This is a genomic window from Sphingomonas swuensis (genome assembly GCF_039538045.1).
Lineage (GTDB): Bacteria > Pseudomonadota > Alphaproteobacteria > Sphingomonadales > Sphingomonadaceae > Sphingomicrobium > Sphingomicrobium swuense.
Genome location: NZ_BAABBQ010000001.1, coordinates 2,161,411 through 2,188,239 on the forward strand (window position 1 = coordinate 2,161,411; position 26,829 = coordinate 2,188,239).

The window sequence follows — 26,829 nt, forward strand, 5'->3', positions numbered from 1 at the left end:
TTGAGGTTAGCCTCGCTCCGAGGGGCTCGAACTCCGGACCTTCGGCTGTAAAGCCCGAGGGTCTATTTAATTGAGCGAGTAGTGGTCCGCTATTGCGGACGCATCGTTCTCACCCGCTCGCTCGTTATGTAACCGGCCGGGAGTTGGTCGTTTCTATCGAGGAGTCAAAGATGCCGAAACTTGCGCTGTACGTGCCGTTGAAGGCCAAACCCGGTAAGGAAAGCGATGTCGCCGCCTTTCTCACTTCCGCGCTACCCCTAGTTGAAGCCGAACCTGGGACCTTGACTTGGTATGCGATCCAAGAAGGCGATGGCGAATACGCGATCTTCGACACATTCGATACCGAGGGAGATCGGCAGACCCATCTGGATGGCAAGGTTGCTGCGGCGTTGATGGAGAAGGCGGAAGAACTCTTCGTCGAGCCCCCGCAGATCCATAGACTTACGCTCTTGGCAGCGAAGTAATGGCTGCTGAGCACCATCTCGATCAGCGCCGTGATGAATGGCAATTTTGAATCAAGAAAGCTGGTTCGCGACCACCGGTATCGGCGGCCGTAGCAGCCATCCGCCTGAGTGATGAGTGAGGAGCTGCTTTTGGAGAGCAGTTCCCCACAATCGCCTTGAACGTCTAGAAAACGAGAAACCTCGCAGAGACAAAGGTGTCAACGCAGCTGACTGTCCTTGCTGCCGCGTCGATTGAACACTGACGCCAGTGGTCGATCGCGACCGTTCTGGCATGTCACGCAGGTGCGGACTCCCGGCATTGCTCGGCGGCGACCCATGGGGATGTCATCTCCGCACACAGTACAGAACGGCTCACTCTCGCCACTGGGCATGCTTGCCCGAGCGGCCAGCACCGCGTCCGCTACTGTATCATCAATCTGATCCTGAACCGCGCCATCGCGCGTCCAACCGCCGGCCATGCGCCTCTCCTTCCTCAAGCATATGGGAAGGCGAGTGCGCCATTGCCATCCTGAGAGATAAGGTGCCCACCTCGCCGGAGCCGTTCACCCCACGACGTCAACTGCTGATCTCAATCGATCGTAAGGAGAACAGCTGGGTTTTTGAATGTTCTGCCGAACGTCCGCAATTGGTGGTAAGCGGACGTCGCAGCAAGCCAGAGGGTGTCAATCGCGCTCGCTTCGCTTCTCATAGGCTTTGTGCAGAATGATGCCGAGGACGGGGCCAAAAACAAGTCCGAGACCTACGTTTGAGGTCACGAGACCGAAGAGTAGCCCAAGGGACATTCCTAAGGCCATGGCGGCTCCGAGGCCATCTTTACGGCCGTCGTCAGGCTTGTCGGTTTCAGGCACATGCCCCACAGAATAAATTTAAGCGCTATGGTGCTTCGATCCTATCAGGTGGAACGAACGTCCTCAATGGGTCGGTCTCAGACGTTCGGCAGGAACGTCGCATTTGGGTGGAAAGCGGACATCAGACCGCTATTATTCAGTCCTTCTGTAACACACCGGGGACGGGAGACCTGCCAGTGATGAACATGCGGCAAACTTGGGCTACTTTCGCGGGCCTCAGTGTGGGAGTGTTCGCGGTGCCAGCGGCAGCCGTACCGCCTCCGCCACCGGCGCAGGCCGGTTCCGAGGTCGGGACACACCAATGTGGTCGGCAGTCGCTGACCCTCGTTAAGAGTTGGGATTACAAGGTGGGGCGCAAGAAGGATTACGCCGTTCGCATCGGCGGCAAACCGCTCTCGCAAGCTGATGCCCAGCGGCTGAACAGTGAGATTGAACTGCGAGGACCGTTCCAAGCTGCATCGGTCTACTGCGTCGACGGCGTTCCCTACGAGTTGGCGCTGCATCGGTACTCGCCGACCAGTGACAGACTGGGCATCTATTTTCGCGGGCGAGCAATAAGCAGCATCCGCTAAACCGCTCCGACACCAATGTCCGCAATGGGTCGGCAGACGCCGGAAGCAGACATTCGCATTGTTTCTAGACGAAGTGCAGCACTCATGCGGGAAAGGAAGCACAGATGGCCGCAGAACAGCTGGGCGAGCTGCTGAGCGAGTTGAGGCTTCGGCACCAGAGGAGCGTCGATCAGCTTACGAGCCTGTTCGCGAGTGCCGAAGGACCGAGTCTTCTTGAGCTTGCCGCGAAGGTCATTGGTCCTGGGATCGCCGCAGCAGACTGGCTGACGAGCAGCCAGATCGGCTTGAACGGTGACGTCCCTGCCGTCATCGCTATAGACCCAGAAGGTTGTGAGAAGGTGAGGACCTATCTCAACCAGATTGAGCACGGCGTGTACGTCTGAAGAATGGTTCTGCGCCTCCGTTCAGAGGGGACCGCCAAACCATCCGCCATCAACGCCGGTGCCCGAACGTGGACCTCGCCCAAGAAGGTCTTCGTCTATAAATGGTGGGAAGCGGACCGGCCGGTTTCGGGCCGGCGATAGCGGTTGCAGACGCTCGTTCACGAAGGGCGCCGGGTCAGCTAGGCGCCCATAGCCGTCATCCGTCGTCGAACGGGCCGAGACCGAAAGCAGACGTGAATAGTCTCCTAGAGCTTCCTTGCATTCTCAAAGGCGGTTGCAAACTCGTCAGCTTGCAAAGCTCCGACGATCAGTAGACCGCCAATGAGGTATCCGGGCGTGCCGGGCAAACGCATCCTCGCTGCATCGAGGCGATTACGGGATAAACGTTGGGAGATCAGGCTTGCGTGCGTTTCCAGATCAACGCCAAGCCGCTGCAGGTCGATGCCCACGCCAGCGGCGATCTGCATGATCGAGGCGGCGGTGAAGTCGGACCTGCTGGCCATCAAAGCCTTGTGCATAGCCACGTAGCGGCCTTGAAGGTGCGTGGCGATGGCAACGCGCGCTGCTTCTTCTGACTGTGGGCCGAAGATCGGCCAGTCGCGATAAAGCAATCGCACTCTGCCATCCTTCTCAACGGCCTCATCGAGACGGGGAGCCGCATAGAGGCAGGCCGGGCACCGATAGTCGGTGAAAGTGACCACGGTGAGATCAGCATCCTCGGGGCCAAAGGAGGGCCAATCATTGTCTTCCATAATGCTCTTGGCGGCGGCGTTGTCGCTGACATCCCGGCCCAGGGGCGCTGTACTCTGAAGGACAATGCTCGCCGCCGCGCCAGCCATGGCTACCCCAGCAAGGGAAAGCGTCTCTCTGCGGGTCAGGGTCACCATCAGGGCTTGGCACCGGCGTCAGTGGCGCCGTCAGTCCGTGACAATGGCCCAACCCTTGAGCTCGAGTGTCGTCAACGTCACCAGGGCTGAAAGGTCGACAAGAACTCCTGGCAAGATGCTGGAGCGCTCGATCTTCTGGCCGGCAAGGGCCTGCCCGCAAACATGGAGGCTCACACCAATCGCCCGCAGACTGGAAATCAGGGCGACGTTTGGGTTCGGACCGCCATACTTGCGGCTGTAAGCTTCGTTGGTCAGCAAGGATCCCGTTGCTGCGCCGTGGACGGCGACGACGATCGAGACTTGGCGGGCAGGTACACCTTCCGAGCGCAGCAGGTTCACATAGCGGGCGACTTTCTCAAGGCTCGGGTTGACCTGATCCGATTTAAGGGCGGCCTTGGTGACGCTGAACGCCACCCGGTAATCGAGCTTGCGGTCTGCCCGCGTTGCGGCTTCTGGGACGGCTACAATCGCGCCATAGCCCGGAACCGCTGGATGGCTCCGCTCCTTCGTCGCCGTCGTGTCCAAGCTGATCGCCGCGAGAATCGAGATAAAGGCTGACCCGATCACGAGGCTTTGCCTTCGGTCATCGCTGACGGCAGCTTGTCCTTGTTGTAGATGTCTCGCTGGTCGACGAGCTTCCCGTCGACCGGGTAAGCGGTCAGGTACGACAGGTAGACAGGGACGGGGCGGAGAAGCGGCACGTATTTGTCGGTTTCCGTCGCCGTGGGGTCGAGCACATCACCAAGGATGAGCTTCGACAGGCCGTCGGGATTTTCGAGCCTGACACAGCCTGCGCTGGCCAGCCGATCATCCTGTTTGAAGAGCGACTTGCCTGGCGTGTCGTGAAGGTAGATTCCCATCTCGTTGGGGAACTTGAAGACGATCTTGCCCAAGCCGCTGGTGGGCCCAGGCTTCTGCCGCACGAAGGCTTCCACCCTGCCCTCGACGACGGCCTTCCAGTCGACCTTGGCGGGGTCGAGCACCTTCGGGGCCGGGCCGAAATCGGAAAGCACCTCATATTCCTTTGACCGGAGATAGGCCGTGCCCTCCTTGAGCACTCGCGGCGCCACCTTATCGCGGGTGATGTCGGTTGGGATGTGCCACGACGGGTTCTGGATAGCGTAGCGTATCATGCCGGCCATCTCCGGTGTCTGGGTGTGCTTCATGCCCACCACGACCTTCATGCTTTCGAGGATGCGGGTTCCTTCTCGAACTTCCAGCCGGGCCGAGGGAACGTTGACGAGGATGTAGCGAGCCGGGCCTCTCGGCAGGGCACGGGCTCGCTTGAGGTTGAGGCTGAGCAACGCGCTTCGCCGAGGGTCATTCCCGCTGGCGAGAAGCTCGCGCCGGGTCTGGGCATAGATGGGGTTCATCCATGCCATCTCCTCGATGAAGGTCTCGACCGATCCACTCTCGCGCGCTCGGAGGAGTAGCAAGGTTGGCCGCACCGGGCGCGGCCGTGCTGCCGGATCGACATAGGTGACGCCGGTGTCTCCGGCCTGCGCCAATGCTGCCGCATAGCGAACAAAGGCCGCTGACAGGGCCAGGTCCATTGCGCGCCGGTCGCGGCGAGGGTCTGCCATCGTCTTGGCCGCTAGGTCGCGCAGCCTTGCGACCTGGTAACCTTGCGGCGCGAGACCATCTACCGCGCTGGTTTCGAGAAGTCGAAGCAACGCTTCCACGGCGGCCGGCGTCCAGAAGGGCTGGTCGAAGCGGTATTGGTGGAACGCCTCGACTTCCGCAGAGATCTGCGCCGCAGAGGGCGAGGGTTGAGCCGATGCCGGGGTTCCCACTCCGAGCAAGGAAAGGGCTGCGACGGGCGCGAGGAAAGGTCGAAATTTCATGGCGTCGGGCTCCAAGGGAGCTGACGGGTGGAAGCCCAGCCTTAAGCCAAGCTTATGGCTTTGCCCTGATCGCCTCGGAAGGAAGCTCCAGACTTGCCTCCAGGCCGCTGCCGGGCCGATTGGTGAGCCGCAGCACGGCCTCGAAACGGGCGGCGACCAGCTCGACGATGGAGAGGCCAAGACCACTCCCCGGGCCTTTTGCGTGGCGGCCTCGAACGAAGCGATCACGGATTTGCGGTAGTTCGTCAGGCCGTATGCCGGGGCCTGTGTCCAGGACCTGGATCGCGGCAGAAGCGCCCCGATCTGTGACATTGACGAAGACACGCGACTGTTCTGGTGCGTGCTCCACAGCGTTGCGAATGAGATTCCGCAAGGCGAGAGTCAGTGATGCATCATCCGCCCGCACTTCGGTGCTTGCCGCCTTCGGATCGAGTTCGAGACGCACCGCTCGCCGGTCGAGATCGATCCGCATCTCTTCCTCGACCATCCGAACAACCGCGCCGAGAGAGCTCCACCTGTTACCCGTCGCCGACGCGCCGGCTTCCTCGCGGGCAAGGTCGAGCAACTGTTCAACCAGGCGTGATGTGCGGTCCACCGAAAGCTGAATGCTTCGCAACGACTTGTTTCGGAGGGTAGCGTCGTTGGCAGCGAGAGCGACTTGTGCATGGGCCTTCAGGCCAGCCAAGGGCGTTTGCAGTTCGTGAGCCGCGCTGGCGATAAAGTGGCGTTCGGTGGCGCGAAGCTCCTCCAGCCGTTCGAAGAGACCGTTGATCGCGTCGACCAACGGAAGCAATTCACAACTTGGCTTCTCAACGGTCAGCGCGTTCGTGTCTCCGGGATCCCGCCGCGCCAGCTCCCCTGCGACCCTACGTAATGGCGACAGCCCCTTGCCTACGGCCGACCAGAGGAGGACAGCAAGGGCGAGAATGCCAGCCAGCGCAGGGAAAAGCAGGCCGGCCATGACATCGGCCGTCAGATTGCGGCGGACTTTGAGGTTGTCGCCGACCAGGATCCGCAGCCCGGCTTCGGGCTCGACCAGCGTGTAGACGCGCCATTCCTCGCCGTTGATGATCCGCTCGGAAAAGCCGTTGTCGCCCGCCGACAGAGGGACGGTCGGAGCGCTCCCCGAGCGACCCACCAGTCGTCCATCGAGAGTCCATATCTGGCAGGACAGCTGTCGTCCGACATGCGTTTCGACCGGCAACGTGCGTTCGTCGGGGGCCGCCTGCAGTGCTCTGGCACTGTTGCGCGCCAGGGAAGCAACCATGCCTGCGGCCTCGACAAGGCGATTATCGAGGACCCGTTGAACGTCGCTCCGCGTGCTGACGTAAATCCATGCGGCGGCCGCAGACCATACAAGCACCGTGGCGGAAAGGAGAAGCGCGAAGAGGCGCCAGCGGATTGAGGTCATGCGCGGCCCATCCTGTAGCCTTCACCCCGGACGGTTTCGATGCAGCCGCGTCCGAGTTTGGCCCGGAGGTTGTGGATGTGCACCTCGACCGCATTGCTCTCGACTTCTTCCTGCCAGCCGTAGAGCCGTTCCTCGAGTTGCGCCCTGGATGACAGTTTCTGAGGATGCTCCATCAGGGTCTCGAGGACCGTGAACTCGCGGCGGGAAAGGGTGAGGCTCTCCCCGGCCTTGGTCACCACGCGATTGGCAGGATCGAGGCTCAGGTCGGCCCATTCAAGCACGGGAGTTGCACGTCCTTGGCCGCGACGGACGATGGCGCGAAGCCGTGCCGCAAGTTCGTCCAGGTCGAACGGCTTGCCGAGGTAATCGTCGGCCCCGCTATCCAGGCCAGTGATCCTATCGAAGGTTGCGTTCCTGGCAGTGAGGAGCAGCACCGGCGTCGAACTTCCGGCCTTTCGCCACTCCTGCAAAAGTTCCAGCCCGAAGCCGTCTGGAAGGGCGAGATCGAGAACGATGGCGTCGTAGCTCCAGTCGGTCGCAGCCGCCTTCGCATCATGCAAATTGTCGACGGCATCGACGGTGAATCCGGCGAGCGCGAGCCCGGCTTCAACCGCCTCACGCAACACCTCATCATCTTCGACAACCAACACTCTCATCGCGTCTCGCTCACTTGCCAGGGCTGTCGCTGCGCCCCCCGACTTAAGGCTGACTTAAGCCTAAGCGTCTGGTTCCGCGAGGCTTGATGGCCTGCGCGCCATCTCCTTGTTGGAGAGAGACATTGAAAAGCTTCCTTGCAGCCTTGGCCCTTGTTGGGGCTGGATCGGCGTCCGCCATCGCTTTCTCGAGCGGCGAGCCCGCCAAGGTTCCGCAGAGCCAGGCCGAGGTGGGCACCGAGGTTGAGCCTAGCGCCGAGGAAACCCGCAAATTCTTCCTCGAGGATGCCCTCGCGCCCACTGTGAAGCCGGCCGGCTACGACGTCACGATCGTCGAATATACCGACTATCAATGCCCGGTATGCCGAACCTCGCACGATGCCCTGATGAAGCTGGTGGCAGCCGACAAGAAGGTTCGGATCATCTATCGCGACTGGCCGATCTTCGGCCCGCAATCGCGACGAGCGGCACGCCTGGCAATCGCCAGCCAGTGGCAGAACAAACATGCTTCATTCCACGATGCCCTGATGAAGTCGCCGCGTCCGCTTTCGGAGCAGTCGATCAAAGCTGCGGCCATCAAGGCGGGCGTGGACTGGGCAAAGCTTGAGAGCGATCTCAAAACGCGAGGGAGTGAAGTCGACAACCTGCTGGAGCGCAACGATGCGCAGGCGATACAGCTCGATCTCGCGGGGACGCCGGGCTTCATCGTCGAGGACACCCTCTACGCGGGCGGGCTGGACCTGAAAGACCTCAAGAAAGCGGTGGCGATCGCTCGCAAGTCGGCCAAGCCCAAGAACTTCATTCCTCCGCAGCCCGAAGGGATCTGAGGCCGCCATGCAGCTGGTTCTTGCTCTGCTGGCTCTGCTCTCCTGGTCCACTGCTGCCGAGGCGCGTGAGCAGCGCATTGCTGTTTCGCTCGTGGCCAGCACAGCGAAGCCGGAGCCCGGCAGCACGATTACGCTGGGCCTCCGCTTTCAGCCGAAGGCCGGGTGGCACGGCTATTGGAGCAATCCCGGCGACAGCGGGTTGCCGCCGCAGGTGGAGTGGACCGCCCCAGGCGGCCTGACCTTCGGCCCCTTACGACATCCTGCGCCGACAATCCTGCGGGTGGCCGGGATCACCAGCAACGTGCACGCGGGCGAGCACATCCTGCTCTCGACTGTTGGGGTGCCGGCGAGTGTGGCGCCGGGCACTAGACTCCGGGTCAAGGCAAACGTGAGTTGGCTGGCCTGCTCGGACAGCCTGTGCGTCCCAGAGCGCGCCACCGTCGAGGTCGAGCTCACGGCGGGCGACGGAGAAGCGAGCAGCGATGCTCCGGCGATCCGAAAGGCGCAGGCTGCCTTGCCGCGCGTGGTCGCTGCGGCGGGCAGTTACACGGTAGAGGGGCGCAAGCTGCTTCTCCTGTTGCCCAAGGGCGTGCGCCTGGGATCGAGCCGACCTCGCTTTTTCCCGGACGAAAACGGCTACCTCGATGCATCAACGACGGGCCCGGTCGCCGGCAAGTTGACGGGCACACTTTCCGGTAAGCCCCCGGCGACGATCAGCGGGATTGTCGATGACGGAGCCGCGGCATTTCGGATGCGGTTCGTGCGGGCTGCGGCGGCGACGGAGACGGGCAGCGAGAGATCGCCTCTCGACGCAACGCCCAAGGGCGAAGAAGTTGCTGCCGATCCTGCTGCTCCGGAAAGTGCCGAGACGCCGGCGGAGGCACGCCAGCTGGCCTCCGTACCTGCGTCGCCTACTGGTCCCATCATCGGCGCCTCCGACCAGCCCGTCTCCTTAACTCCCACAATTTCGCTGCTCCTGGCGGTCGCAGGCGCGATCCTTGGCGGTTTGCTGCTCAATCTCATGCCGTGTGTATTCCCCATCCTCAGCCTGAAGGCGCTCAGCCTTGCGCGGTCGGGAGGCTCGGAGCGCGGCGCCCGGCGTGATGCGCTCGGTTACACGGCGGGAGCGCTGCTCGGTACGGGTGCACTCGGCGTGATCATCCTCCTCCTGCGGCAGGCCGGGGTGGAGGTGGGCTGGTCCTTCCAGCTCCAGAACCCGGGGGTGATCTTCGGCCTTCTGCTTCTCAGCTTCGCGATTGCGCTCAATTTCGCCGGCCTGTTCGAGTTGCCCTCGCTGAGCGTGGGCAAGACCGGCGGTAAGGGTGTGACTGGATCCGTCGCCACCGGAGCGATGGCGGCCTTAATCGCCACGCCGTGCAGCGGCCCGTTCATGGCGACGGCTCTCGGAGCCGCAATGCTGCTGTCATCGATGGGCGCGATGACGATTTTCCTTGGACTAGGGCTTGGCCTCGCCTTGCCGTTCCTGATCCTCGCCTATGTTCCCGCGAGCCGTCGCTGGCTGCCCAAGCCTGGACCGTGGATGTTGACCTTCCGCCGCATCCTGGCGCTTCCGATGCTCCTGACGACTGTCGGGTTGCTGTGGCTGTTGGGCCGACAAGGCGGAACGGCCGCGATGACGGCAGGAGCGCTTGCCGCACTGTCGATCGCGGTTGGTTTGTGGTGGGTCGGCCTGCGCCAACAAGCTGGCCGATCGCGGAGCTGGCTTCCCCTTTCGGCGTCCGCTTTGGCGATCGGCCTGCTCATTGTGACAGCTCCACCGCGAACGGTCGCCGCCGCGCCTGCGCCTGCGATCGGCGGGATCGAGCCCTTTACCGAGAAGCGCCTTGCGGAGCTTCGTAGCGCGGGCACTCCCGTTTTCGTCGACTTCACCGCCGACTGGTGCCTGACCTGCAAGGTCAACGAGAAGGTCGCCATTGAGCGGCCGGAGACGAGAGCCGCGTTCGGTAAGGCTGGCGTAGTGACGCTGCGAGGGGATTGGACCAACGGGGATCCCACGATCACCCGCTTCCTGGCCCGCCAGGGCCGCAACAGCATCCCCTTCTACCTCTTCGTGGCACCAGGGAAATCGCCCGAGATCATGCCGCAATTGCTGACATCTCGGATGCTCATTGAGCGGGCCGTGAACGCCAAGACTTGACACAACATTAGAACATCCTAAATAAGCGACGTCTTATGGAGAGCCGAATGGATACGGAGCTTCTGGCTCAATTTGGCGCCCAGGCCGAAAAAGCTGTGGGTCTGCTTAAATCGATGGCCAACGAATGCCGGCTGCTGGTGCTCTGTCACCTCGCGGCGGAGGGCGAGCTGTCGGTCGGGCAATTGCAGGACCGCGTCGGCCTCGGCCAGTCGGCCCTGTCGCAGCACCTCGCCAAGCTGCGCGAGGAAGGCCTCGTCGCCACCCGCAAGGAGTCGCAGACGGTTTTCTACAGCGTCTGCGATCCCAAGGCGCAGCAGGTGCTCGCGCTTCTCCACGACCTTTTCTGCCCCGAGCTCGGGGCCTCCAATTCCAGCAGGAGCTAGGCTGATGACCACCGCTTCAACCAACGATCGCCACATCGAGCACGCCGTCGCGCAGGTCGCCGACGTGCTCCACGGCGAGCTTCGCGCCCCGCAGGTGAAGGCCTTTTTCGACGAGCCGACCTTCACCGTGAGCTACGTCGTCAGCGATGCCGCCACCAAGCGCGCGGCCATCATCGACAGCGTCTGGAACTTTGATCATGCGTCGGGTCGGACCAGCTTCGATAGCGCCGACAAGATCGTCGCCTATGTCGAGAAAGAAGGCCTGACGGTCGACTGGATCCTCGAGACCCACGCCCATGCCGATCACTTGTCGGCAGCGCCGTACCTTCAGCAGAAGCTGGGTGGGAAGATGGCGATCGGGCGCGAGATCGTGACCGTGCAGGGCGTGTTCGGAAAGATCTTCAACGAAGGCACCGAGTTTGCCCGTGATGGCTCGCAGTTCGACCGGCTGCTCGACGATGGCGACGTGCTCGACATCGGCGGCATCCCGCTGATCGCGCTGCATGTGCCCGGGCACACCCCGGCGGACATGGCTTATGTCGTGGGCGACGCGCTGTTCACCGGCGATACCATGTTCATGCCGGACTATGGCTCGGCCCGCGCCGACTTTCCGGGCGGCGATGCGCGCCAACTGTATCGCTCGGTTCGCCGGCTGATGAAACTGCCGGACGAGACCCGCGTGTTCCTGTGCCACGACTATAAGGCGCCGAACCGTGACGAGTTTGTGTGGGAGACCACCATGCTCGCCGAGCGCACCGCCAACGTCCACATCCACGAGGGCGTGAGCGAGGAGGATTTCGTCGCCATGCGCACCCAGCGCGACGCGACCCTGTCGATGCCCAAGCTGATCCTGCCCTCGCTGCAGGTGAACATGCGCGGCGGGCACATGCCCGAGCCGGAAGACAATGGCGTCCGCTACCTCAAGCAGCCGATCGACCTGCTGTGAGCGCGCTGTTCGCCAACGCGCAGCCGCTGCACGGGCTGATCGGCGGCGTGATGATCGGCCTTGCCGCGGCGCTGATGCTGCTCGGGGCGGGCCGGATCGCCGGCGTGTCGGGCATCATCGCGCGCGCCACGGGTCTTGCCGACAGCGGCATGTCGCGCAGTAGCGCGTGGATGTTTTTGATCGGGCTGCCGCTTGGGGCTTTGCTGGTCGCTTCGATCACCGGGCAGGGTGAGGCCGAGTTCGCCTCGAGGCCCGTCCTCGTCGCCGCTGGCCTGCTTGTCGGCATCGGCACCCGGATGGGAAGCGGTTGCACCAGCGGACACGGCGTGTGCGGCGTCAGCCGGCTGTCACAACGCTCCATGATCGCCACCGCCACCTTCATGGCTGCGGGCATCGCGACCGTTGCCGTCATCAATCTCATCGGAGGCCTGTGATGAGTGTCGCACGACGCTTCTTTCCGCCGCTATTGTCCGGCGCGCTATTCGGCGGCGGTCTCAGCATCGGCGGGATGACCGACCCCGCGCGGGTACGAGGCTTCCTCGACCTGTTCGGCGCGTGGGACCCGACCCTCGCCTTCGTCATGGGCGGTGCGGTGATCGTCATGGCGATCGCCTGGCGGCTGCAGGCGAGGATGGCCCGGCCGCTGTTCGGCGAGCGCTTCGCCTTGCCGGATCGGACCGACCTCGATGGCAAGCTGATCGTCGGCTCCGCGCTGTTCGGCATCGGGTGGGGCATCGCGGGCCTGTGCCCCGGACCGGCCGTCGCCTCGCTCGCACTGGCGCCCACGGCCGTCCTTCCTTTCGTCGCAGCCATGCTCGTCGGCATGGCCGCTCATCGCCTCATCCCCGAGCGCCGTGCGCTCGCTGCTCAAGGAGCCTGAACCATGAAGCTCGCCGTCCTCACCCCAAACGTGACCGCCTTGGCCCAGCCGTCGGCCCACGACATCGCCGACCTGGCCCAGCGCGGCTATCGTTCGGTCATCTGCAATCGCCCTGACGGCGAAAGCGATGACCAGCCGTCATGGGCCGAGCTCGAAGCCGCCGCAGCGCAGCAGGGCCTCGAATCGCGCCACATCCCCGTCGTCATGGGTCAGATCACCGACGAGCAGGTCGCCGAGTTCCGTGAAGCCTTAGAAACGCTGCCGAAGCCGATCGCCGTCTTCTGCCGTACCGGTACCCGCGCCGCCCTGCTGTGGGCTCTGGCCAACCAGGCCAATCTCACCGTCGATGAGCGGATCGCGATTGCCGCCAAGGAAGGCTACGATCTCGAGCCCTTCCGCCAACGCCTGTCTTAGGGTACCGACGATGCTCAAGCATGACGTCGTCATCGTCGGCGGCGGTGCCGGCGGCCTCGCTGCGGCGGCGTCGCTGCTGCGCCGCCAGCCTAGCCTCGACATCGCGGTGGTCGAGCCGCGCGAAACCCACGACTATCAGCCGGGCTACACCCTGATCGGCGCTGGCGTCTTCACCATCGGTGATGTTCGCAGGCCAATGGCCAAGGTCATGCCAAAGGGAGTGACATGGCTGAAAACATCGGTGCAGGCCTTTGACCCGGGCAAGGACGAGATCATTCTCGCTGATGGTCAGATCCTGTCCTACCGTGTCCTTATCGTCGCCACTGGCAACCGGCTCGACTTCGAGGCCATTGATGGCCTGAAGGAGACGCTCGGTCGCAATGGCGTGACTTCGAACTATCGCCCCGACCTTGCGCCTTACACGTGGGATCTGGTTCGCAATCTCCGGTCGGGTGCGGCCCTGTTCACCCAGCCGCCCATGCCGATCAAATGCGCTGGGGCGCCGCAGAAAGCGATGTATCTGTCGGCCAACCATTGGGAGCGCGAAGGCGTCCTCGGCAACGTCCAGGTCACTTTCCACAGCGCTGCGCCTACGCTCTTCGGCGTCAAGGAGTACGTCCCGGCACTCGAGCAGACGATCGATCGCTACGGCATCGAGACCCATTTCGGGAACAACCTCATCGCCGTCGATGGTGAAGCGCGCCTTGCTACCTTCAAGTCCGGCGACACGGTGGAAACTCGCAGTTTCGATATGCTGCATGTGACCCCGCCGCAGAAGGCGGTGGAAGTGGTTGCGAACAGCTTCCTGTCGGACAAGGGCGGGTACGTCGACGTCGATCAGCAGACGCTCCAGCATCGCCTGTTCGCAAACGTCTTTGCCATCGGCGACATCGGCAACATGCCCAACGCCAAGACGGCTGCGGCGGTGCGCAAGCAGGCGCCGGTTGTCGCGGGCAATGTCCTTGCTGTTTTGGCCAAAAGGCCGCTCAAGGCCGCCTACGATGGTTATGGCAGCTGCCCGCTCACCGTCGAGAATGGCAAGATCCTGCTGGCCGAATTCGGTTACGGTGGCGCGCTCCTGCCGAGTTTTCCGAAGTTCGTGATCGACGGCACGAAGCCCTCGCGACTCGCCTGGCACCTCAAGAAGGACCTGCTTCCTGCCATCTACTGGGACGCCACGCTGAAGGGCCGGGAGTGGTTGGCCGCGCCCGCCGAGCTGAAGAAGGCCGCATGATGCTCGATACCGTCCAATACATCCTCGGCCTTCTGTCGGGCAGCCTCGTCGGCTTCACGCTCGGCCTGGTCGGCGGCGGCGGATCAATCCTCGCCGTGCCGCTGATGGTCTATCTGGTCGGCGTCCAGAGCCCGCATGTCGCGATCGGCACCAGTGCCCTCGCGGTGGCCGCCAATGCCGCGACCGGTCTCGCCAATCACGCCCGCGCGGACACGGTGAAATGGCGCTGCGGCTTGATGTATGCCGGGGCCGGCGTCATCGGCGCGTTCTTCGGCTCGACCGCCGGCAAAGCGTTCGATGGGCAGAAGCTGCTGTTCCTCTTTGCCATCGTGATGATTGTGGTCGGCATCCTGATGCTCCGCCGCCGCAAGCACGAAGGCGAGGCGGGGGCCCAGTGCGACCGCAGCAACGCCGGAAAGGTGCTCGGGGCTGGTCTTGGCACCGGCGGCTTTTCGGGCTTCTTCGGGATCGGCGGCGGCTTCCTCATCGTGCCCGGCCTGATCGCGTCGACCGGCATGCCGATGATCAATGCAGTCGGCACCAGCCTTGTGGCAGTGACCGCCTTTGGCCTCACGACCGCCGCCAACTATGCTTTCTCGGGTCTCGTCGACTGGCTGCTCGCGGGTGTGTTCATTGCGGGCGGTGTCATCGGCTCCTTCGCAGGCACGCGCGCCGCCAAGCGTCTGTCAAGCTCGGGTCAGCTGACCAACATCTTCGCGGTCCTGATCTTCGTCGTCGCCGCCTACATGCTATGGAAAAGCGCGGGAGCGGCATTCTAGCTCATGTCGCTTCCGCAAGCCGTACAGATCGGCCCCCTCTTGCTGGCAGCCGATCGAGCACTGGCGCTCGTTCTCGTCTCGGTCTTCCTCGTCATCGCCGCCATCTTGGCCAGGAAATACGATGCGTCCGCAGAGCGTGCGGGCTGGTGGGCGCTGGTAGTCGGGCTCGTGGCCGCGAGGATCGGCTATGTCGTCGGCAATTGGGAAGCCTTCGCGATCGAGCCCGCATCCATTCTCGCGATCTGGCAGGGAGGCTTCTCGCTGCCGGCCGGAGTGGCGGCTGCCGTCCTCGTCACTCTGCGGTTCTTGCGCCTGCGCACTTCGTCACTGGTTATGGTGGGTGCGATACTCGGCGTGACGAGCGCCTACATCGGCGCTTCTCACCTTCTGAGACCCGCACCAAGACCGCTGCCGGCCGGCCTCGCTGTGCAGACACTGACCGGTAAGCACGTCAATCTCTCCGCATGGCGTGGCCGGCCACTGGTAATCAATCTTTGGGCGAGCTGGTGTCTGCCATGTCGCCGAGAGATGCCGATGTTGATCGACACGGCGTTACGCTCACCAGTCCCCATCTTGCTCGTCAACAGCGGCGAAGAGCGGGCGGTTGCCGAGCGATTCCTAGTTGCAAACCGCCTGCCCGACGATTTGGTTTACCTCGACGACACTGCCTCTCTTGCCACCGTCATCGGCGCCGCCGGGTATCCCGCCACGATCTTCATCGACGCAGCTGGGAAGGTTAAGTCGGTGCATGTGGGCGAGCTGTCGCGGGCGATGCTGGCTGAAGAGATAAAGGCTGTGCGGCACGAACGTCGCTGAGCTCGCAGCGTTCGAATGAATGTCCGAGTTTGCGATCCATGCTTTCTTTTGCGGACCGGCAGCTACCGGCCATTGCCAGTCGTATTAAGTGGCTGTCTGAAAGTCGGTTGGTGGTGGAAAGCGGAACGGCGGCTTCCGGGCGGGCAGAGGCGGAAAGAAGACATTCGCCTACGCCATCCATACTTCGGCTAACCTAGAAATCATTCAAACCAGAGGTGGCCGGGCCATAATGGCAGAAGATTAGGAACAAGCCGCTGGTAAGCTATGGCAGCCGCATCGATCGCTGGATACAACTGAGACAAAGCCACGGTTAGGGGTTCCGAATTGCGTGTGTTTCGTGTCGTACAAGTAGGCGACATCCACTACTCTGACTCGGAAAACTTTCAGTCTCCCGTGGACAACAAGGATCCCGGTTTTCCGGCCGCTCTGCGTGAGTCAATTGGAACGGCCCCGCTTCAGGCCGTCTTCCGTAGCCTTAGTCACGTCCTCGAAACGGGGGGCATCGACTTCGTCACCTTTATGGGTGATTTCACGACCCGAGGCGACAGCACGGCACTTAACGAATGTGCGCGGTACATTCGCGGACTGTTTGCCGAGACTTGGCCTGGCGAAGGTCCCGATTGTAAGCTGATAATTGGTAACCACGACATTGATCGGCGCTTAGATCCTGATAGCGATGATCGCTTTGAGCGCATCAATGCGGTGCTAACCGGAGCAGGCTTCAAGGCCGCCAGCATTCTTGCCCCCTGCGAGTCCGTTATCCCTAGTGACGATGCCGCTGAGGTGCGGGTGTTTGGCATCAATAGCTGTCGAGGGTGCGGTCAGCTTCGCCTGCTTGGTAGCATTCTCGAGAAGCATGCAGGCCCTGCAATCCGCAAGCTTCTCGTAGAGGGCGGCAGCGGTGCCGAACTCGACGAGTTATACGAGCAAATCGATACCCCCGCGATTGACGAACACACCATAGCTCTACTCGCAAATAGCCTCTCGCACGTCGGCGAAACAGTGATGCCCGTAATCTGCGCGCACCATAATCTGTTGCCGCAAGCCATGCCTCGCATCGCGCCCTACTCAGAGCTGATCAATGGCGGTGCAATCCGCGCTGCGCTCCTCAACCTGAATCGGCCACTTCTCTACCTCCATGGTCATCTCCACACTAGTCCGATCGAGGTTGTGCGGGTGCCGGAGCACACCCGCTCAGCGATCATCTCCATCTCGGCACCGCTCCTCCGCGAGGGCTTCAATGTGATCGAGATCGCCTTCAACCAAGAAGCGGTGCCGCTCGGTTGCCGTGTCATTGCTCACAGGCTGGATGGAAGTCAGTGCCGCATAGCGAGCTCAAATATCATTCCAGCCTGGACCGCTGCCGAAGGTCTTCGCCTCACTACTTTTCGCGCGCGAGAGCTGATGAAGGTGCTGGAACCCGACGCTGTTGTGCCGCGGAGTGACCTCCTTGCGCGGCTCAGTTGGCCCGAGATGGTTCTTGACGACGCGCTTACGGAGCTGCGCTGGCTCGGTGCTGTCGAGATACCCAACCACGATCGGCCTGCAATTCATTGGCGTGTCACGAGGAGTATCTGATGACGCCCACCAATCCCTTCAGGCCGACACGATTTGAGCACCACGATCACCCGCTGATCTGGCTGTCGCCCAACGTGCGGCTGCTTGAAGGCCTCAAGTCCGTCTACGTTGCCGGAACTCGAGGCAGTGGCAAGACCAGCTTGTTGAAGGCCATCAACTGGCGCGAGCGCCTCTATAACCCGACTGTGCGAGATCAGCTCGGAGCCAACCCGCCTGACTATGTCGCAGTCTACTTTCGGCTACCGGACTTTCTAACGTCAGCAATCGGGCTGATTAACTGGGAGCATTGTTTTCCGGACAGCCCGACCCCTGATTTAGTGGGCTACGAGATCTTCAGCCAGCTGATAGAGTTCGTTGGTGCGCAACTTATTTGCGAAGCAATAAGCTCTCTCCGGGCTGCACAGCGGTTTTCTTATTCGACCAACGACGAGGATGCGCTAGTCGCTGCTGTCCTCGCCCGTTATCCAGCACTTGCTGAAGCCGTTGGGCAGGATGGTTGCGAGGGCCTGGATGGATTGTCGCTGATCTTTCGCCGTTTGCACCAGCGCCTCAACGTTCTCATTACGAGAGGCCAAGTTCACGATGCGTTAGCGCTCTCGCTCGAGGCGCAGCCCGGCGTCTTCATAAACGAGCTGGCAGCGCGGCTTCGCGATCTTGCCTGCGCCGCCGAAGGAAGCTGTTCCACCAGCTTTCATCTAAAAATCTGTATTGACGATTGTGAGACGCTGCAGCCTGTTCAACAGAAATTCCTGAACTCGCTAGTTCGAAGCACTCAAAACCCACTCTTTTGGGTCGTGAGCTACGTTTCAGTAGATTATGACTCGACCAATACAGTTCACTTCAATCAGACTCTAAGTGACGCAGACCGCACCCAACTGCTTCTCGACGACATGGGGAACTCGGATTTCTACCGACTTTGTGAAGGCGTTAGTCTGCTGCGCGTTTACTACTCCGATCCCGGCCTCCGCGACACGCCCCTCAACGCTCTTCCGCGGGATTTCTTTGAGCTAGAGTCGCTGCTCGGAAAGGTGTCGATCAACGCACTTCTTGCAAATCAGGCGCAGCACTCACTGTCCGCCGAGTTCACTCAGCTAGTTGAGCGCGCCAAGGCTAGAGACAAGCGTCGCGGGAGCAACCGCGTGCCTTCCATCTTTGAAACCTATGTACTCGAGAAATTAGGCCATAGGCTTGCGGATGACCGAGAAGCCAATTTGGGTGCCTATCTCCGTCGGAAAAACGTTGCAGCCTTGCTAGCTATCTGTGCCGAGTTCAGGATCACAAACATCCCCTACGTTGGCGCAACGACTATCGTGTCGCTGAGTAATGGCTGCATTCGAGACTATCTCGAACTCATAGGGTCTATCTTTGATGAGGCTCTACGCCGCAGGGAGATTCGTAGCGTTGCTGACCTACGCCAGCGCGAGGTTCCTTTGTCTCTCGACGCTCAGCGCGTTGGGGTGCGGGCTTCCAGCAGGGCCAAACTAGACGGTATTCGCAACATAATTGAGCGCGACTGGGCCGAGGCCACTCGGACCGTCGAGTTTATCGGGAAGCTAACGGCCCTGCTCCAATCTAATCCCAACGTCGAGTCCACCCTAGCGACACCCGAACGAGGCAACTTCATCTTCGACCTGTCGCTCCTCGACGATGACAATGGAGATCATCCAGGCCGCCGAGCCTTCGTCACTCGCGTGCTGCGCCGGTGCGAAGCTGATGGCCTTCTCCGGCCCGCCCGCAGCGACCAGAATGATGATGATGAGGCGCATGAACTCGCCTTCCACTTGCATCGTCGCTTCGCGCCTGAGTTCGGCTTTTCCTATCGTGGACCATACGGCTTGCTGCGCATGCCGATGGGGGAGTTTGCCGAGATGTGCGTGGGCTCTAGCGAAACGCTCGATGCGCTCGTTGACCGCGCTTACCAACGCATCTCGCGAGACACACCTTTAGACCACCCCAAGCTGTTGTGAGCGCCGACATGAATTCGTCGAGTATTTCGGCCGGCCGCTACGGCCACCTCGCGATCACAGAAGCTTGCGCTCCCACCGTCGAGCATTCGTTGCGCGGCGATGCACTAATATGTGTTTCGAGTTGGGAGCGACGGTGTACGGAGATCCGGACTGCAAAAATGGATACGTTCGACTCTGCAGCAGTCGTCCGCTTTGTTGAAGCCGGCAAATCGGGACGTCGCGCGGAGCACGATGCGGTTCTTATCGAGCACGCACGCAGCCATACCAACAACTATATCGACCTTCCCAGCCTCACCGTGCACGATTTTTTCGGCTGGCGGGATGCGTTCGGCAAATTTATTGTCGCCGTTAAGGCGCGACTTGAACGACCGATTGACTTAGTTGTCGATATGACGTGCTTGCCGAAATACTATCTGCTCTTAATTCTCGGATTTTCGGTGAAGGCGGGCGCCGTTCGGTCGATCACTTTCTTCTACGCCGAAGGCCAGTATGCACCGGTAGGGGCAAACAGCACGCTCGCGGCAGATCATGCTTTCACCCAAGGCGAATGGACGTCTTTTCCGGTCCCCTATCTAGAGGGGGAGCTTAATCCTGACCGCAAGATCCGCATTATTGCATCTGTCGGATTCGAGACTTTCCAAGCTCGCAAGTTCATCCGGTCATACGAGGCGGAGCGCCACATCCTCGTCACTCCTAAACCTGGCTTCACCGTCGAATATGAAGAGCGTAGTGAAGCTGAGTCACAGGCACTGGCGAGCAATTTGGATGTCCCAATCGAGGATGTGATCCAGTGTTCAGCTGGAGGTGTTGTTGCCACGAGCGCTGCTGTGATCTCAGTGCTTGATAGCGACAAACGCTTCAACGAGGTCGGTCTATGCCTTGGCACCAAGCCTCAGGCGCTCGGCTTTGGCATAGCGGCGCAGTTACGATCTCACTTCACGCTCGTATGCCGCGTGCCCGGCTCCTATGTAGAGACCGACACACCCCCACTCGGTAGGAGCTGGACCTACACCATCAATGATCTCAGCGCGGCTCCAACGCGTTATGAGCAAGCTGGGGTTTTGACGGCCTGAGTGAGGCGAGTGCGGCGCCAGCATCGCAGGAACGCGGGTAACAATCGTTCGCATGAACTGGTGAGATTGTCTTTGGCACCAAGCCCTTGCGACCTGACTGCCAATGTCACTTGATGATCGCAATTGCCAGGGCGCCGAAAGCTATCAATACTGACACGATCGAAATCCAGAACGCTCGTCCAGCTGGCGCACGCCAGGCCTCCCGACGCCGAAGCTCAGCCTCCGCAATTGCTTGAACGTGGTACTGCCCACGGTCAGACAACCTAATCGCCTCGTGCAGGCGGTAGTCGGTCAACAACCGCGCGCCTTCGGGAGTGGGGTTCATGGCAAAGTGTATCATGCCACTCTCCGTGTCATCCTTAGCCACTGAATGCTCCCTCCACACCAGCCTCAACTATCCGTCAGATTGCGGGAGAGCAGCGCGACTGCAACAGCGCACTTAGGTGGATTTGGACGAATTAGCGTATTTCCGCTTACAGGACGCGGCGAAGCCTCTCCGGACGTCAACTTGTGGGTCTCAGCGGCCGCAGCTCGCCTCAATGAACAGGCGTCCGCTTATGAGCGGTCCCGATAGGAGCCTGAGCGTCCGAGCGTGGGTCTTTCGGGCCGTAGCCCGCTTGAATGAACGATCGTCCGCTTACGGGTATGAGGCGGGCAGCCCTGAACGTCAGTTTCTGGGTCTTTGCGGCCGAAGCCGCCTCGATGAACGAACGTCCGCTCGCGGGCAGCGTCGATTAAGGCCTGAACGTCTGAAAGTGGGTCAACCCTGCCCTTTCGCCTTCAAGTCCACTCGGCGCCGTCTGGCACACGTCGCACGAACCTCCCAGTGTAGATAGACGCATCTTTGCACTCGGAATCCTACTGGGTCACAAGTCTTCTCAGATCCTCAATCTTTGTCTCAATCTCTGCGTCCGAGACATCCACCTGCAGCTTCTCCTGCACGAAGTGCAGTCTAGCCTCATTCTCGCGGACGATCTCTGCCCAGGTCTTGACCCAGAACTTGAAGTTATCGCCGTAGAGGAACAGCCCTGGTGGGCGATCGGCTTGGTGAATCCTCCCAGCGACTTCTGGCTCGTACTCGCTGGCCACCAAGAAGAAGTTCCACGTGGTGTCAGTGTGGAGAAACTCGGGCTCCGACCTAATTGCGGTGACGTAATCCTCGACTTGATCGAGTTCCTTGCGACCGAGCTTCAGCGACGGGCGCTTGAGCTCGATGAGCAGGAATTCGCGCTTGCCAGCGTCGGAGTGTGGCACTGACCTGCCGAGGAACACGTCAACTCGCGCCACTGAGCCGTTCTTCTTCGTGACCTTCCTCCCATTGCGTTTTTGGCCGAGATCCTCCGCCACGCGGTTCATGACCTTGCTCAGGCCGGACTCGCCCATGGTGATGTGAAATCGCTCGCCGAAGAGCCATGTATGGTCGCGAATCAGCGCGTCGAGTTCGCCCCGTTCCCTCACCTTCTGCCGGTGCCTCGGGTCGAAGATGATACCTTTCAGAACTTCGAGCGCGGTAACCCGGTCCGAGATCAGGCTCGATGCACCGATGATGTTGCCCAGCTCGGTCTTCTTGAGAAGCGAGGAGAATTCCGACTGCTTGCCCTTTGGCAGGTTCACAACGGCCTTCAGGATGGTCGAAAGGTCGTCGGGATTACGCTTGATAGCCTCCTTGAGCAGCGTCAGCGTCATCTTCTTCAGCGACGCTTCCGCCTTGGAAAAATCGCGGGAATGTGAATTGATGGCATAGGTGGCGATGTCGAAGACCTGACGCTCTCGCCGTTCGATCTGGTCACGCGGCTCGCCCTCATAGGGGTATGCGCCCTGGTCCTTCAGATCTTGAATAATGCCGAGGGATTGTTCGCTGAGCCGAGCGCGGAAATACTCGGACAAAGCCTCCCGAATATGTGACAGGACGACAACGAAATCTGGCTCGTTGAGGTCGTCGAGCTCCAGCAAGTTATGGTCGGCGACTTCTTGGAAATAGGCGCTGTACGCATAAGCCGAAAACTCAAAACCGGGCGCGGTGACATGCGCCGGCTGCGATCCCAGCACGATACCGTCTTCGCCCCCGAAATGGATCTGACGGGTGTCCGTGGCCGCCTTCCACTCGATGACCTTCACCTTGAGGTCGTTGATCGTCCGATCTGAAAGCTGGACGATTAAGGCCGGAAGGTCCTCGCACCGCCGGATGGTCAGGTTCGGATCGACCTTGAAGCCGTTGTACCAGATCTCGACGTTTGGGTACTGCAGCACGTAGGGCGCAAATAGCGTGCTGAACCTGCTGAATGCCTCGGTGCTGGATAGCTCGTCGAACGTGCTCTTCAACATTGTAAGCACTACGCTTGTGCCGGGCGTTTCGGCAAATGGGCTCTCTGCCTCGCTCACCTCGCAGCGCTCTAGGGATTTCGAGTGTATCTCGATCGCTCGCGACGTTAGCGGCCCCTCTTCCGCACCCGGCACGATCTCCCTCGTGGTGGAGAACCACCGGGCGCGCTGCGCAAGCGAGAAGAAGCGAAGGCGTCCCCGCCCTTCCTTACCGTGTATGGCTCGGCCTAGGTTTGACGTACGGTGTGCATCCCGTTTCCAGCTTGCGCCGAGATTGCCGAAGTCGACTTCTGCATGCTGAGCGCTGATGCCGGTTCCGTCGTCGACAATGCGGATCGCTGCCAGACCACCTAGATCGTTGCGCTCAAGCTGGATCTCGACCTTGCTGGCGTCGGCATCAAGGGCATTCCAAACGAACTCAGAAAGCGCCCGGAGCGGATCGCGGGTCGCCGCGTCCCGTTCCAAGAAATCTTGCTTCGCTTGAAGGTTGAGGGTCGTCATGGACTCTGGCCGCTGTTTCACCAAGAAACCTAGCCCCGAGGCCTGCGGAAAGCGATACGCACTTCAGCCTTGCAGAAGATCTCGCAAGGTTTGCTGAAGGCGTTCCCCAAGCCGAAGGTGTCGAGCTTGCAACCCGGCGGCTTCGGCTGCGACAACGTCGTTCTTCAGCGAGTTCCCCACCATCAGGACCTCCGAAGGTTCTACAGCTAAGCGCTTGCATGTCTCTTCATAGAAGAGGGCTGATGGCTTGGCCGAGCCTACCTCAAAGGAAAGAATCTGGACGTCGACCAGACTGCCCAGCCAGTTTTTGAGTGGCTCGGAGTACGGCAGGGCGAGGTGGATGCGACCGCAAGGCGATATCCCAGGTCACGCAAATGCTGCAGCGCTTCGATTGCACCTGGCAAAGGCTGAACGGAGGCGAGTTCATTCAGCAGATCGGCTTCGAGTTTTTCCAGTATGCCAGCCCGAAGTTCAATCCGAGGCATGTTGCGCTCGACAACATCCCTAAGCGACATGGGCAAAGTCATCGGTGACGGGTCCAAGCGGCCGCCAGCAAGTGCCGCGAGCTGCTGATAGGGCCCTCTCCTGTTCGTGATCGTCAGCAGCGTGTCGTAGCAGTCGAATGCAATTGCTTGTGGCCGCCAGTCGAGGGTTCGCCGTTGGGCGATTGGCGGTCTGTCAGTTGAGTTCGGTATAGGGATTTCGAAGATGTCCTTCCGGGCGAGGTATTGCCCATTGGCAGCTTGCGCGTCGACCGTCTGCCTTCCCCTCACAGGAGCAGTCGCAATCGATCAGCGCGCAAGCTGCCGGGCTCAGCAGCTATTGATCGAAACGGTGTTCAATCAGGACGTTGAAGCCAGCCGCGAGCGCTGAGTTCGGCTCATGTGTGATTTGGGCCAGCAAGTACGCCATTGCCTCGGAGAGCAGGGAAATGGCCACAGGCTGAGAGGGGTCGAATCCAGCCCGGACGGTGGCGATGCTCGACACCCGCCCCCCGAGCCGTTCCCGCAACTGCTCTCTTGCAGCACCTTCGTCGGTTGCCATCGTTGCGAAGAATACGTGAAGAACCCCGTCCTGACCCTGCTCAGCGTACGTCGCCGTGAAGAGTGTCGGTCCCCACTGCATCAGCGCAATGTCATCCCGTTTGAGGCTGCGGTCAGCATGTCGGATCACGATCGGAGCTTCGTCATCGCAGTCCGAAGAGGAAAGCAGCTCAGACATGTCCTGCGGCGCCATGTCATAAACAGCTGTTGCTCCATGCAGAACGATCGCCCGCATGAACATGGTGCGATCCACGCACGCAGTCAGTGCGTTGCGACCACCGAACAGGCTCCTGGGTGCCGCCATCCAGGCGGCGGGGTCATAGGACGAACGTTCCCGAGCGAAGCGTGAGCCGGTCTCCGCCGCAACGAATACCAGTCGACCGAGCTGGCGATGCGTCAGGGTAATCCTGATGTCGCTGGGGGAATCTGGCTCGAGCGGATCGCAGAAAGAGATGCTTTGGACATCGCTCTCATGATGCTGACGCACTCGCGCTGGATCAAAAGGCGCCATCGCCGAGGCCGGGCAATCAATCCAATCTTGCATCCTATGCTCCCTGTCTGACCGCAATCGAACGGCCGCAGACGAAGGTAGGTTAACCTTAAAGTAACTACAAGGTTTACAGGGTGAGCATTATGAGCGCCACCATCATGGTCTTATTGGCATTGGGCTTCGAGGTACTCGGCTAGCATGCGCAGGACGTCTAAATGGCCGGTTGTAAGGGTTTCGATTGCCGAGCGCCCCTCGAACATCGGCACCTTCCCCGGCGAACGCATCCACTGGGCCGCGCGACCTTCGGCAGGTAAGAGCGTGTTTATCGCCCGGTAGATCCGGAATATGTATGAAAGTCTGAGAAGAGTGTCCTCGCTGAGCGGAGGGACATGATCTGCGGCCGATACAACCGATCTATCATTCAGATTCAGGCTCAAAATGGCTGTCTGCTCAGCCTCGTTCAAACCCCAACCTTCAGCGATTCGGCCGAATGTTCGCAGTCCGGCTCCACTGAGATCGCGGTGTGTCCCTCGCTTGATCACCATGTCCCTGCTCGATGAATGGAGCTGCGAAACATAGAAAAGGTTATAGCGACTACAAGGTTTAAGTGCTAAGCGTGGTCATCCATGCATTGCTCGTGATCAGCCAATGAAAGCATGATCCGGCAATCTGAAATCTGCCCACCTCTACACTGCGAGATCATGCGCTTGAGCTCGGCCTGTAGCTTAGTGAGCTGCCCAATCTTTCGTTTGACGGCCGTAAGTTGCTGGCTTGCGATCCGGTCGGCCTCACTGCAATCTTGGTCCGGGGATTCCGATAACTCGAGCAGCGACCGAATATCTGCGATCTCAAAACCGAGGCCTCTCGCGTGGCGAATGAACGTCAGGCGTTCAACGTCTCGGACATCGTAGTTACGGTAGTTTCCGTCTGTCCGCCCGGCCTTCGGAAGAAGGCCAATTCGTTCGTAATAGCGGATGGTTTCCGTGTTCGTCCCGGTCGCCTTTCCGAGCTGACCGATTTTCAATGCCATGTCAGTGTCCCCTCGGACCGGCGATAAAACGCCCAGCCCAAGTCCGTCGACTCATTCCTTGCTGAATCTTGGCTTCAGGGTTTCACGATCTCCAACGCATCATCGAAATGCCCGAGTGTCAGCCTTGGCGTTGATGAAGCGGTGCCGACGTTCGGATCGGCGCTTGACCCTGTACTTGCTACAAGGTCCATAAACCTATCACACCGATTCGGTCGAGGTGACAAATGGCTTGCAATCACTGTCCGTCGGAGGTGTCCAACGCGGCGACCGATGCGCTCTGGCGTCAAGCGCTGTGGATTGCACTGGCGGTAAATGGCGGGATGTTTGCCATCGAGCTTATCGCCGGCGTCATGGCCGACAGCAAGTCGCTTCAGGCCGATGCGCTCGACTTCTTTTCGGACGCCGCCAATTACGCCATATCGCTCGGCGTTGCGGGTATGGCGCTCGCCTGGCGCGCGCGTGCCGCCCTCTTCAAGGGCATCACCCTCCTTCTGCTCGGCGCTTACGTGGTCACCGCCGTCGTCGTTGCTGCCTTGCAGGGGTCCAGTCCCGAACCATTCGTCATGGGCGGCGTCGGCATCGCGGCGCTCGTGGCCAACATCGCTGTCGCTGTGATGCTGTTCCGCTGGCGTTCGGGTGATGCCAACATGCAGTCCGTCTGGATCTGCAGCCGCAACGACGCGATCGCGAATATAGCGGTTGTGGCCGCCGCAGTGGGGGTATTCGGAAGCGGCACGCGGTGGCCTGATCTGATCGTGGCTGGCTTGATGGCGGCCCTCAGTTTTGCCGGCGGCTGGAAGATCGTGCGGCTCGCAATGGCGGAGCTTCGAACGGCTTCGACCCAAGCTGCAGTGCACCCGTAAAGGCATGGGCTTTCCCTTTTCCAAGCATCGCTGGTAGAGGCCGGCTCACGATGCGTCGCATTCTACCCTTGGTCAGTGCCCTGATGCTGATGCTTGTCCTTTGGACGGGCAGCGTAGCGCATGCGGCCGAGGCGTTTGGCTGCGCCGAGTTGTCGGCGAGCGCCGAGGGCCACTTCGACGGGGACAGCGATGAGGTCCCTGCAGACGGCGACAAGGCGACACCGCATCATCACAGTGCCTGCCATGGTCACTGTGTGGGCACACCGTTGGAAGACACCAGCGACGCTCTTCCAAACGTTGCCGCCGCGAATGTGATCGCGCCCACGGCCGCGTTCCACTTCGGCAACGACCCCGGGACCGCATTGCGCCCCCCGATCGCCTGACGACACGCTGACGCTGGCTGGATGCGGTCCGGCTGGCTCTTTCAGTGCCGTCAGGAGTCCTTCTACATGTCTCGTTTTCT

The 26,829-nt window shown here is 61.0% G+C and carries 30 protein-coding genes; 19 read left to right on the forward strand and 11 right to left on the reverse strand.

The annotated features are described in order from the left end of the window. Nucleotides 1-170 precede the first annotated feature (170 nt). Nucleotides 171-464, forward strand: coding sequence for a putative quinol monooxygenase (locus ABD727_RS10740; protein WP_168068275.1), 294 nt, complete (start codon nt 171-173; stop codon nt 462-464). Between the two features lie 197 nt (nt 465-661). Here ABD727_RS10740 and ABD727_RS10745 read toward each other — a convergent pair whose 3' ends face one another. Beyond that, on the reverse strand, nt 662-922 hold the full coding sequence (locus ABD727_RS10745; protein WP_344707390.1) for a DksA/TraR family C4-type zinc finger protein: 261 nt from the start codon (nt 920-922) through the stop codon (nt 662-664). A gap of 569 nt (nt 923-1,491) precedes the next feature. Here ABD727_RS10745 and ABD727_RS10750 point away from each other — a divergent pair. Next, entirely contained in the window at nt 1,492-1,884 is a 393-nt protein-coding gene (locus tag ABD727_RS10750; RefSeq protein ID WP_344707391.1) for a hypothetical protein, read from the forward strand. 104 nt (nt 1,885-1,988) lie between these two features. Then, nucleotides 1,989-2,267, forward strand: a complete 279-nt coding sequence (locus ABD727_RS10755; protein WP_344707392.1) for an antitoxin Xre/MbcA/ParS toxin-binding domain-containing protein — start codon at nt 1,989-1,991, stop codon at nt 2,265-2,267. Between the two features lie 245 nt (nt 2,268-2,512). On the opposite strand, the gene ABD727_RS10760 is transcribed toward ABD727_RS10755, so the two are convergent. The 5 genes from ABD727_RS10760 to ABD727_RS10780 are packed head-to-tail and all read right to left on the reverse strand — an operon-like array spanning nt 2,513 to nt 7,065. After that, nucleotides 2,513-3,154, reverse strand: coding sequence for a DsbA family protein (locus ABD727_RS10760; protein WP_344707393.1), 642 nt, complete (start codon nt 3,152-3,154; stop codon nt 2,513-2,515). Nucleotides 3,155-3,184: 30 nt separating this feature from the next. Next, entirely contained in the window at nt 3,185-3,721 is a 537-nt protein-coding gene (locus tag ABD727_RS10765) for a DsrE family protein (RefSeq protein ID WP_344707394.1), read from the reverse strand. Further along, nucleotides 3,718-5,013 carry a L,D-transpeptidase family protein gene (locus tag ABD727_RS10770; RefSeq protein WP_344707395.1) on the reverse strand — a complete coding sequence of 432 codons (1,296 nt, stop codon included), beginning with the start codon at nt 5,011-5,013 and terminating at the stop codon, nt 3,718-3,720. The genes ABD727_RS10765 and ABD727_RS10770 overlap by 4 nt, the downstream gene beginning before the upstream one ends. A gap of 37 nt (nt 5,014-5,050) precedes the next feature. Then, nucleotides 5,051-6,409, reverse strand: a complete 1,359-nt coding sequence (locus tag ABD727_RS10775) for an ATP-binding protein (RefSeq protein ID WP_344707396.1) — start codon at nt 6,407-6,409, stop codon at nt 5,051-5,053. After that, entirely contained in the window at nt 6,406-7,065 is a 660-nt protein-coding gene (locus tag ABD727_RS10780; RefSeq protein ID WP_344707397.1) for a response regulator, read from the reverse strand. The genes ABD727_RS10775 and ABD727_RS10780 overlap by 4 nt, the downstream gene beginning before the upstream one ends. A 122-nt stretch (nt 7,066-7,187) precedes the next feature. Here ABD727_RS10780 and ABD727_RS10785 point away from each other — a divergent pair, with 122 nt between their 5' ends. From ABD727_RS10785 to ABD727_RS10845, 13 genes are all read left to right on the forward strand, one after another. Beyond that, a complete protein-coding gene (locus ABD727_RS10785) occupies nt 7,188-7,889 on the forward strand; it encodes a DsbA family protein (RefSeq protein ID WP_344707398.1) in 702 nt (233 codons plus the stop codon). Nucleotides 7,890-7,896: 7 nt separating this feature from the next. Further along, nucleotides 7,897-10,047 (forward strand): protein-disulfide reductase DsbD family protein, encoded by a 2,151-nt coding sequence (locus ABD727_RS10790; RefSeq protein WP_344707399.1) that lies wholly within the window; start codon nt 7,897-7,899, stop codon nt 10,045-10,047. A 47-nt stretch (nt 10,048-10,094) separates the two neighbouring features. Beyond that, nucleotides 10,095-10,430 carry an ArsR/SmtB family transcription factor gene (locus tag ABD727_RS10795; RefSeq protein ID WP_300975015.1) on the forward strand — a complete coding sequence of 112 codons (336 nt, stop codon included), beginning with the start codon at nt 10,095-10,097 and terminating at the stop codon, nt 10,428-10,430. A 4-nt stretch (nt 10,431-10,434) separates the two neighbouring features. After that, nucleotides 10,435-11,376 carry an MBL fold metallo-hydrolase gene (locus ABD727_RS10800; protein WP_344707400.1) on the forward strand — a complete coding sequence of 314 codons (942 nt, stop codon included), beginning with the start codon at nt 10,435-10,437 and terminating at the stop codon, nt 11,374-11,376. After that, nucleotides 11,373-11,810 (forward strand): YeeE/YedE family protein, encoded by a 438-nt coding sequence (locus ABD727_RS10805; protein WP_344707401.1) that lies wholly within the window; start codon nt 11,373-11,375, stop codon nt 11,808-11,810. Before ABD727_RS10800 ends, ABD727_RS10805 begins: the two co-directional genes overlap by 4 nt. Next, nucleotides 11,810-12,256: a DUF6691 family protein gene (locus ABD727_RS10810; RefSeq protein ID WP_344707402.1), complete on the forward strand. Its 447-nt coding sequence runs from the start codon at nt 11,810-11,812 to the stop codon at nt 12,254-12,256. The genes ABD727_RS10805 and ABD727_RS10810 overlap by 1 nt, the downstream gene beginning before the upstream one ends. 3 nt (nt 12,257-12,259) lie before the next feature. Continuing rightward, nucleotides 12,260-12,670: a protein tyrosine phosphatase family protein gene (locus ABD727_RS10815; protein ID WP_344707403.1), complete on the forward strand. Its 411-nt coding sequence runs from the start codon at nt 12,260-12,262 to the stop codon at nt 12,668-12,670. A 10-nt stretch (nt 12,671-12,680) separates the two neighbouring features. Continuing rightward, nucleotides 12,681-13,904, forward strand: coding sequence for an NAD(P)/FAD-dependent oxidoreductase (locus ABD727_RS10820; protein WP_344707404.1), 1,224 nt, complete (start codon nt 12,681-12,683; stop codon nt 13,902-13,904). After that, complete coding sequence (locus ABD727_RS10825) at nt 13,901-14,683, forward strand: sulfite exporter TauE/SafE family protein (RefSeq protein ID WP_344707405.1); 783 nt, start codon at nt 13,901-13,903, stop codon at nt 14,681-14,683. The genes ABD727_RS10820 and ABD727_RS10825 overlap by 4 nt, the downstream gene beginning before the upstream one ends. A 3-nt stretch (nt 14,684-14,686) precedes the next feature. Beyond that, nucleotides 14,687-15,499, forward strand: a complete 813-nt coding sequence (locus tag ABD727_RS10830) for a prolipoprotein diacylglyceryl transferase family protein (RefSeq protein WP_344707406.1) — start codon at nt 14,687-14,689, stop codon at nt 15,497-15,499. A gap of 330 nt (nt 15,500-15,829) precedes the next feature. After that, on the forward strand, nt 15,830-17,077 hold the full coding sequence (locus ABD727_RS10835; RefSeq protein ID WP_344708073.1) for a metallophosphoesterase family protein: 1,248 nt from the start codon (nt 15,830-15,832) through the stop codon (nt 17,075-17,077). Then, a complete protein-coding gene (locus tag ABD727_RS10840; protein ID WP_192585812.1) occupies nt 17,077-19,044 on the forward strand; it encodes an ORC-CDC6 family AAA ATPase in 1,968 nt (655 codons plus the stop codon). The genes ABD727_RS10835 and ABD727_RS10840 overlap by 1 nt, the downstream gene beginning before the upstream one ends. 158 nt (nt 19,045-19,202) lie before the next feature. Then, the gene (locus ABD727_RS10845; RefSeq protein WP_192585811.1) at nt 19,203-20,117 is read left to right on the forward strand and encodes a hypothetical protein; all 915 of its coding nucleotides are present in this window, start codon (nt 19,203-19,205) and stop codon (nt 20,115-20,117) included. Nucleotides 20,118-20,223: 106 nt separating this feature from the next. Here the strand turns inward: ABD727_RS10845 and ABD727_RS10850 are convergent, their stop codons facing one another. From ABD727_RS10850 to ABD727_RS13975, 3 genes are all read right to left on the reverse strand, one after another. Then, on the reverse strand, nt 20,224-20,457 hold the full coding sequence (locus ABD727_RS10850; protein ID WP_344707407.1) for a hypothetical protein: 234 nt from the start codon (nt 20,455-20,457) through the stop codon (nt 20,224-20,226). Nucleotides 20,458-20,975: 518 nt separating this feature from the next. Then, nucleotides 20,976-22,940: an ATP-binding protein gene (locus ABD727_RS10855; protein ID WP_344707409.1), complete on the reverse strand. Its 1,965-nt coding sequence runs from the start codon at nt 22,938-22,940 to the stop codon at nt 20,976-20,978. A gap of 63 nt (nt 22,941-23,003) precedes the next feature. Next, nucleotides 23,004-23,300 (reverse strand): HAD family hydrolase, encoded by a 297-nt coding sequence (locus ABD727_RS13975; RefSeq protein ID WP_168070810.1) that lies wholly within the window; start codon nt 23,298-23,300, stop codon nt 23,004-23,006. Between the two features lie 14 nt (nt 23,301-23,314). Here ABD727_RS13975 and ABD727_RS10860 point away from each other — a divergent pair, with 14 nt between their 5' ends. Next, nucleotides 23,315-23,473, forward strand: coding sequence for a hypothetical protein (locus ABD727_RS10860; protein ID WP_344707410.1), 159 nt, complete (start codon nt 23,315-23,317; stop codon nt 23,471-23,473). Nucleotides 23,474-23,759: 286 nt separating this feature from the next. Here the strand turns inward: ABD727_RS10860 and ABD727_RS10865 are convergent, their stop codons facing one another. Together ABD727_RS10865 and ABD727_RS10870 are read right to left on the reverse strand one after the other, a co-directional pair. After that, nucleotides 23,760-24,527, reverse strand: coding sequence for a hypothetical protein (locus ABD727_RS10865; RefSeq protein WP_168068267.1), 768 nt, complete (start codon nt 24,525-24,527; stop codon nt 23,760-23,762). Nucleotides 24,528-25,083: 556 nt separating this feature from the next. Continuing rightward, nucleotides 25,084-25,503: a MerR family DNA-binding protein gene (locus ABD727_RS10870; RefSeq protein ID WP_168068265.1), complete on the reverse strand. Its 420-nt coding sequence runs from the start codon at nt 25,501-25,503 to the stop codon at nt 25,084-25,086. 224 nt (nt 25,504-25,727) lie between these two features. Here ABD727_RS10870 and ABD727_RS10875 point away from each other — a divergent pair, with 224 nt between their 5' ends. Continuing rightward, the gene (locus ABD727_RS10875) at nt 25,728-26,366 is read left to right on the forward strand and encodes a cation efflux transmembrane domain-containing protein (RefSeq protein ID WP_192585808.1); all 639 of its coding nucleotides are present in this window, start codon (nt 25,728-25,730) and stop codon (nt 26,364-26,366) included. 68 nt (nt 26,367-26,434) lie between these two features. After that, nucleotides 26,435-26,749, forward strand: coding sequence for a hypothetical protein (locus ABD727_RS10880; protein ID WP_344707411.1), 315 nt, complete (start codon nt 26,435-26,437; stop codon nt 26,747-26,749). The last annotated feature ends 80 nt before the right edge of the window (nt 26,750-26,829 follow it).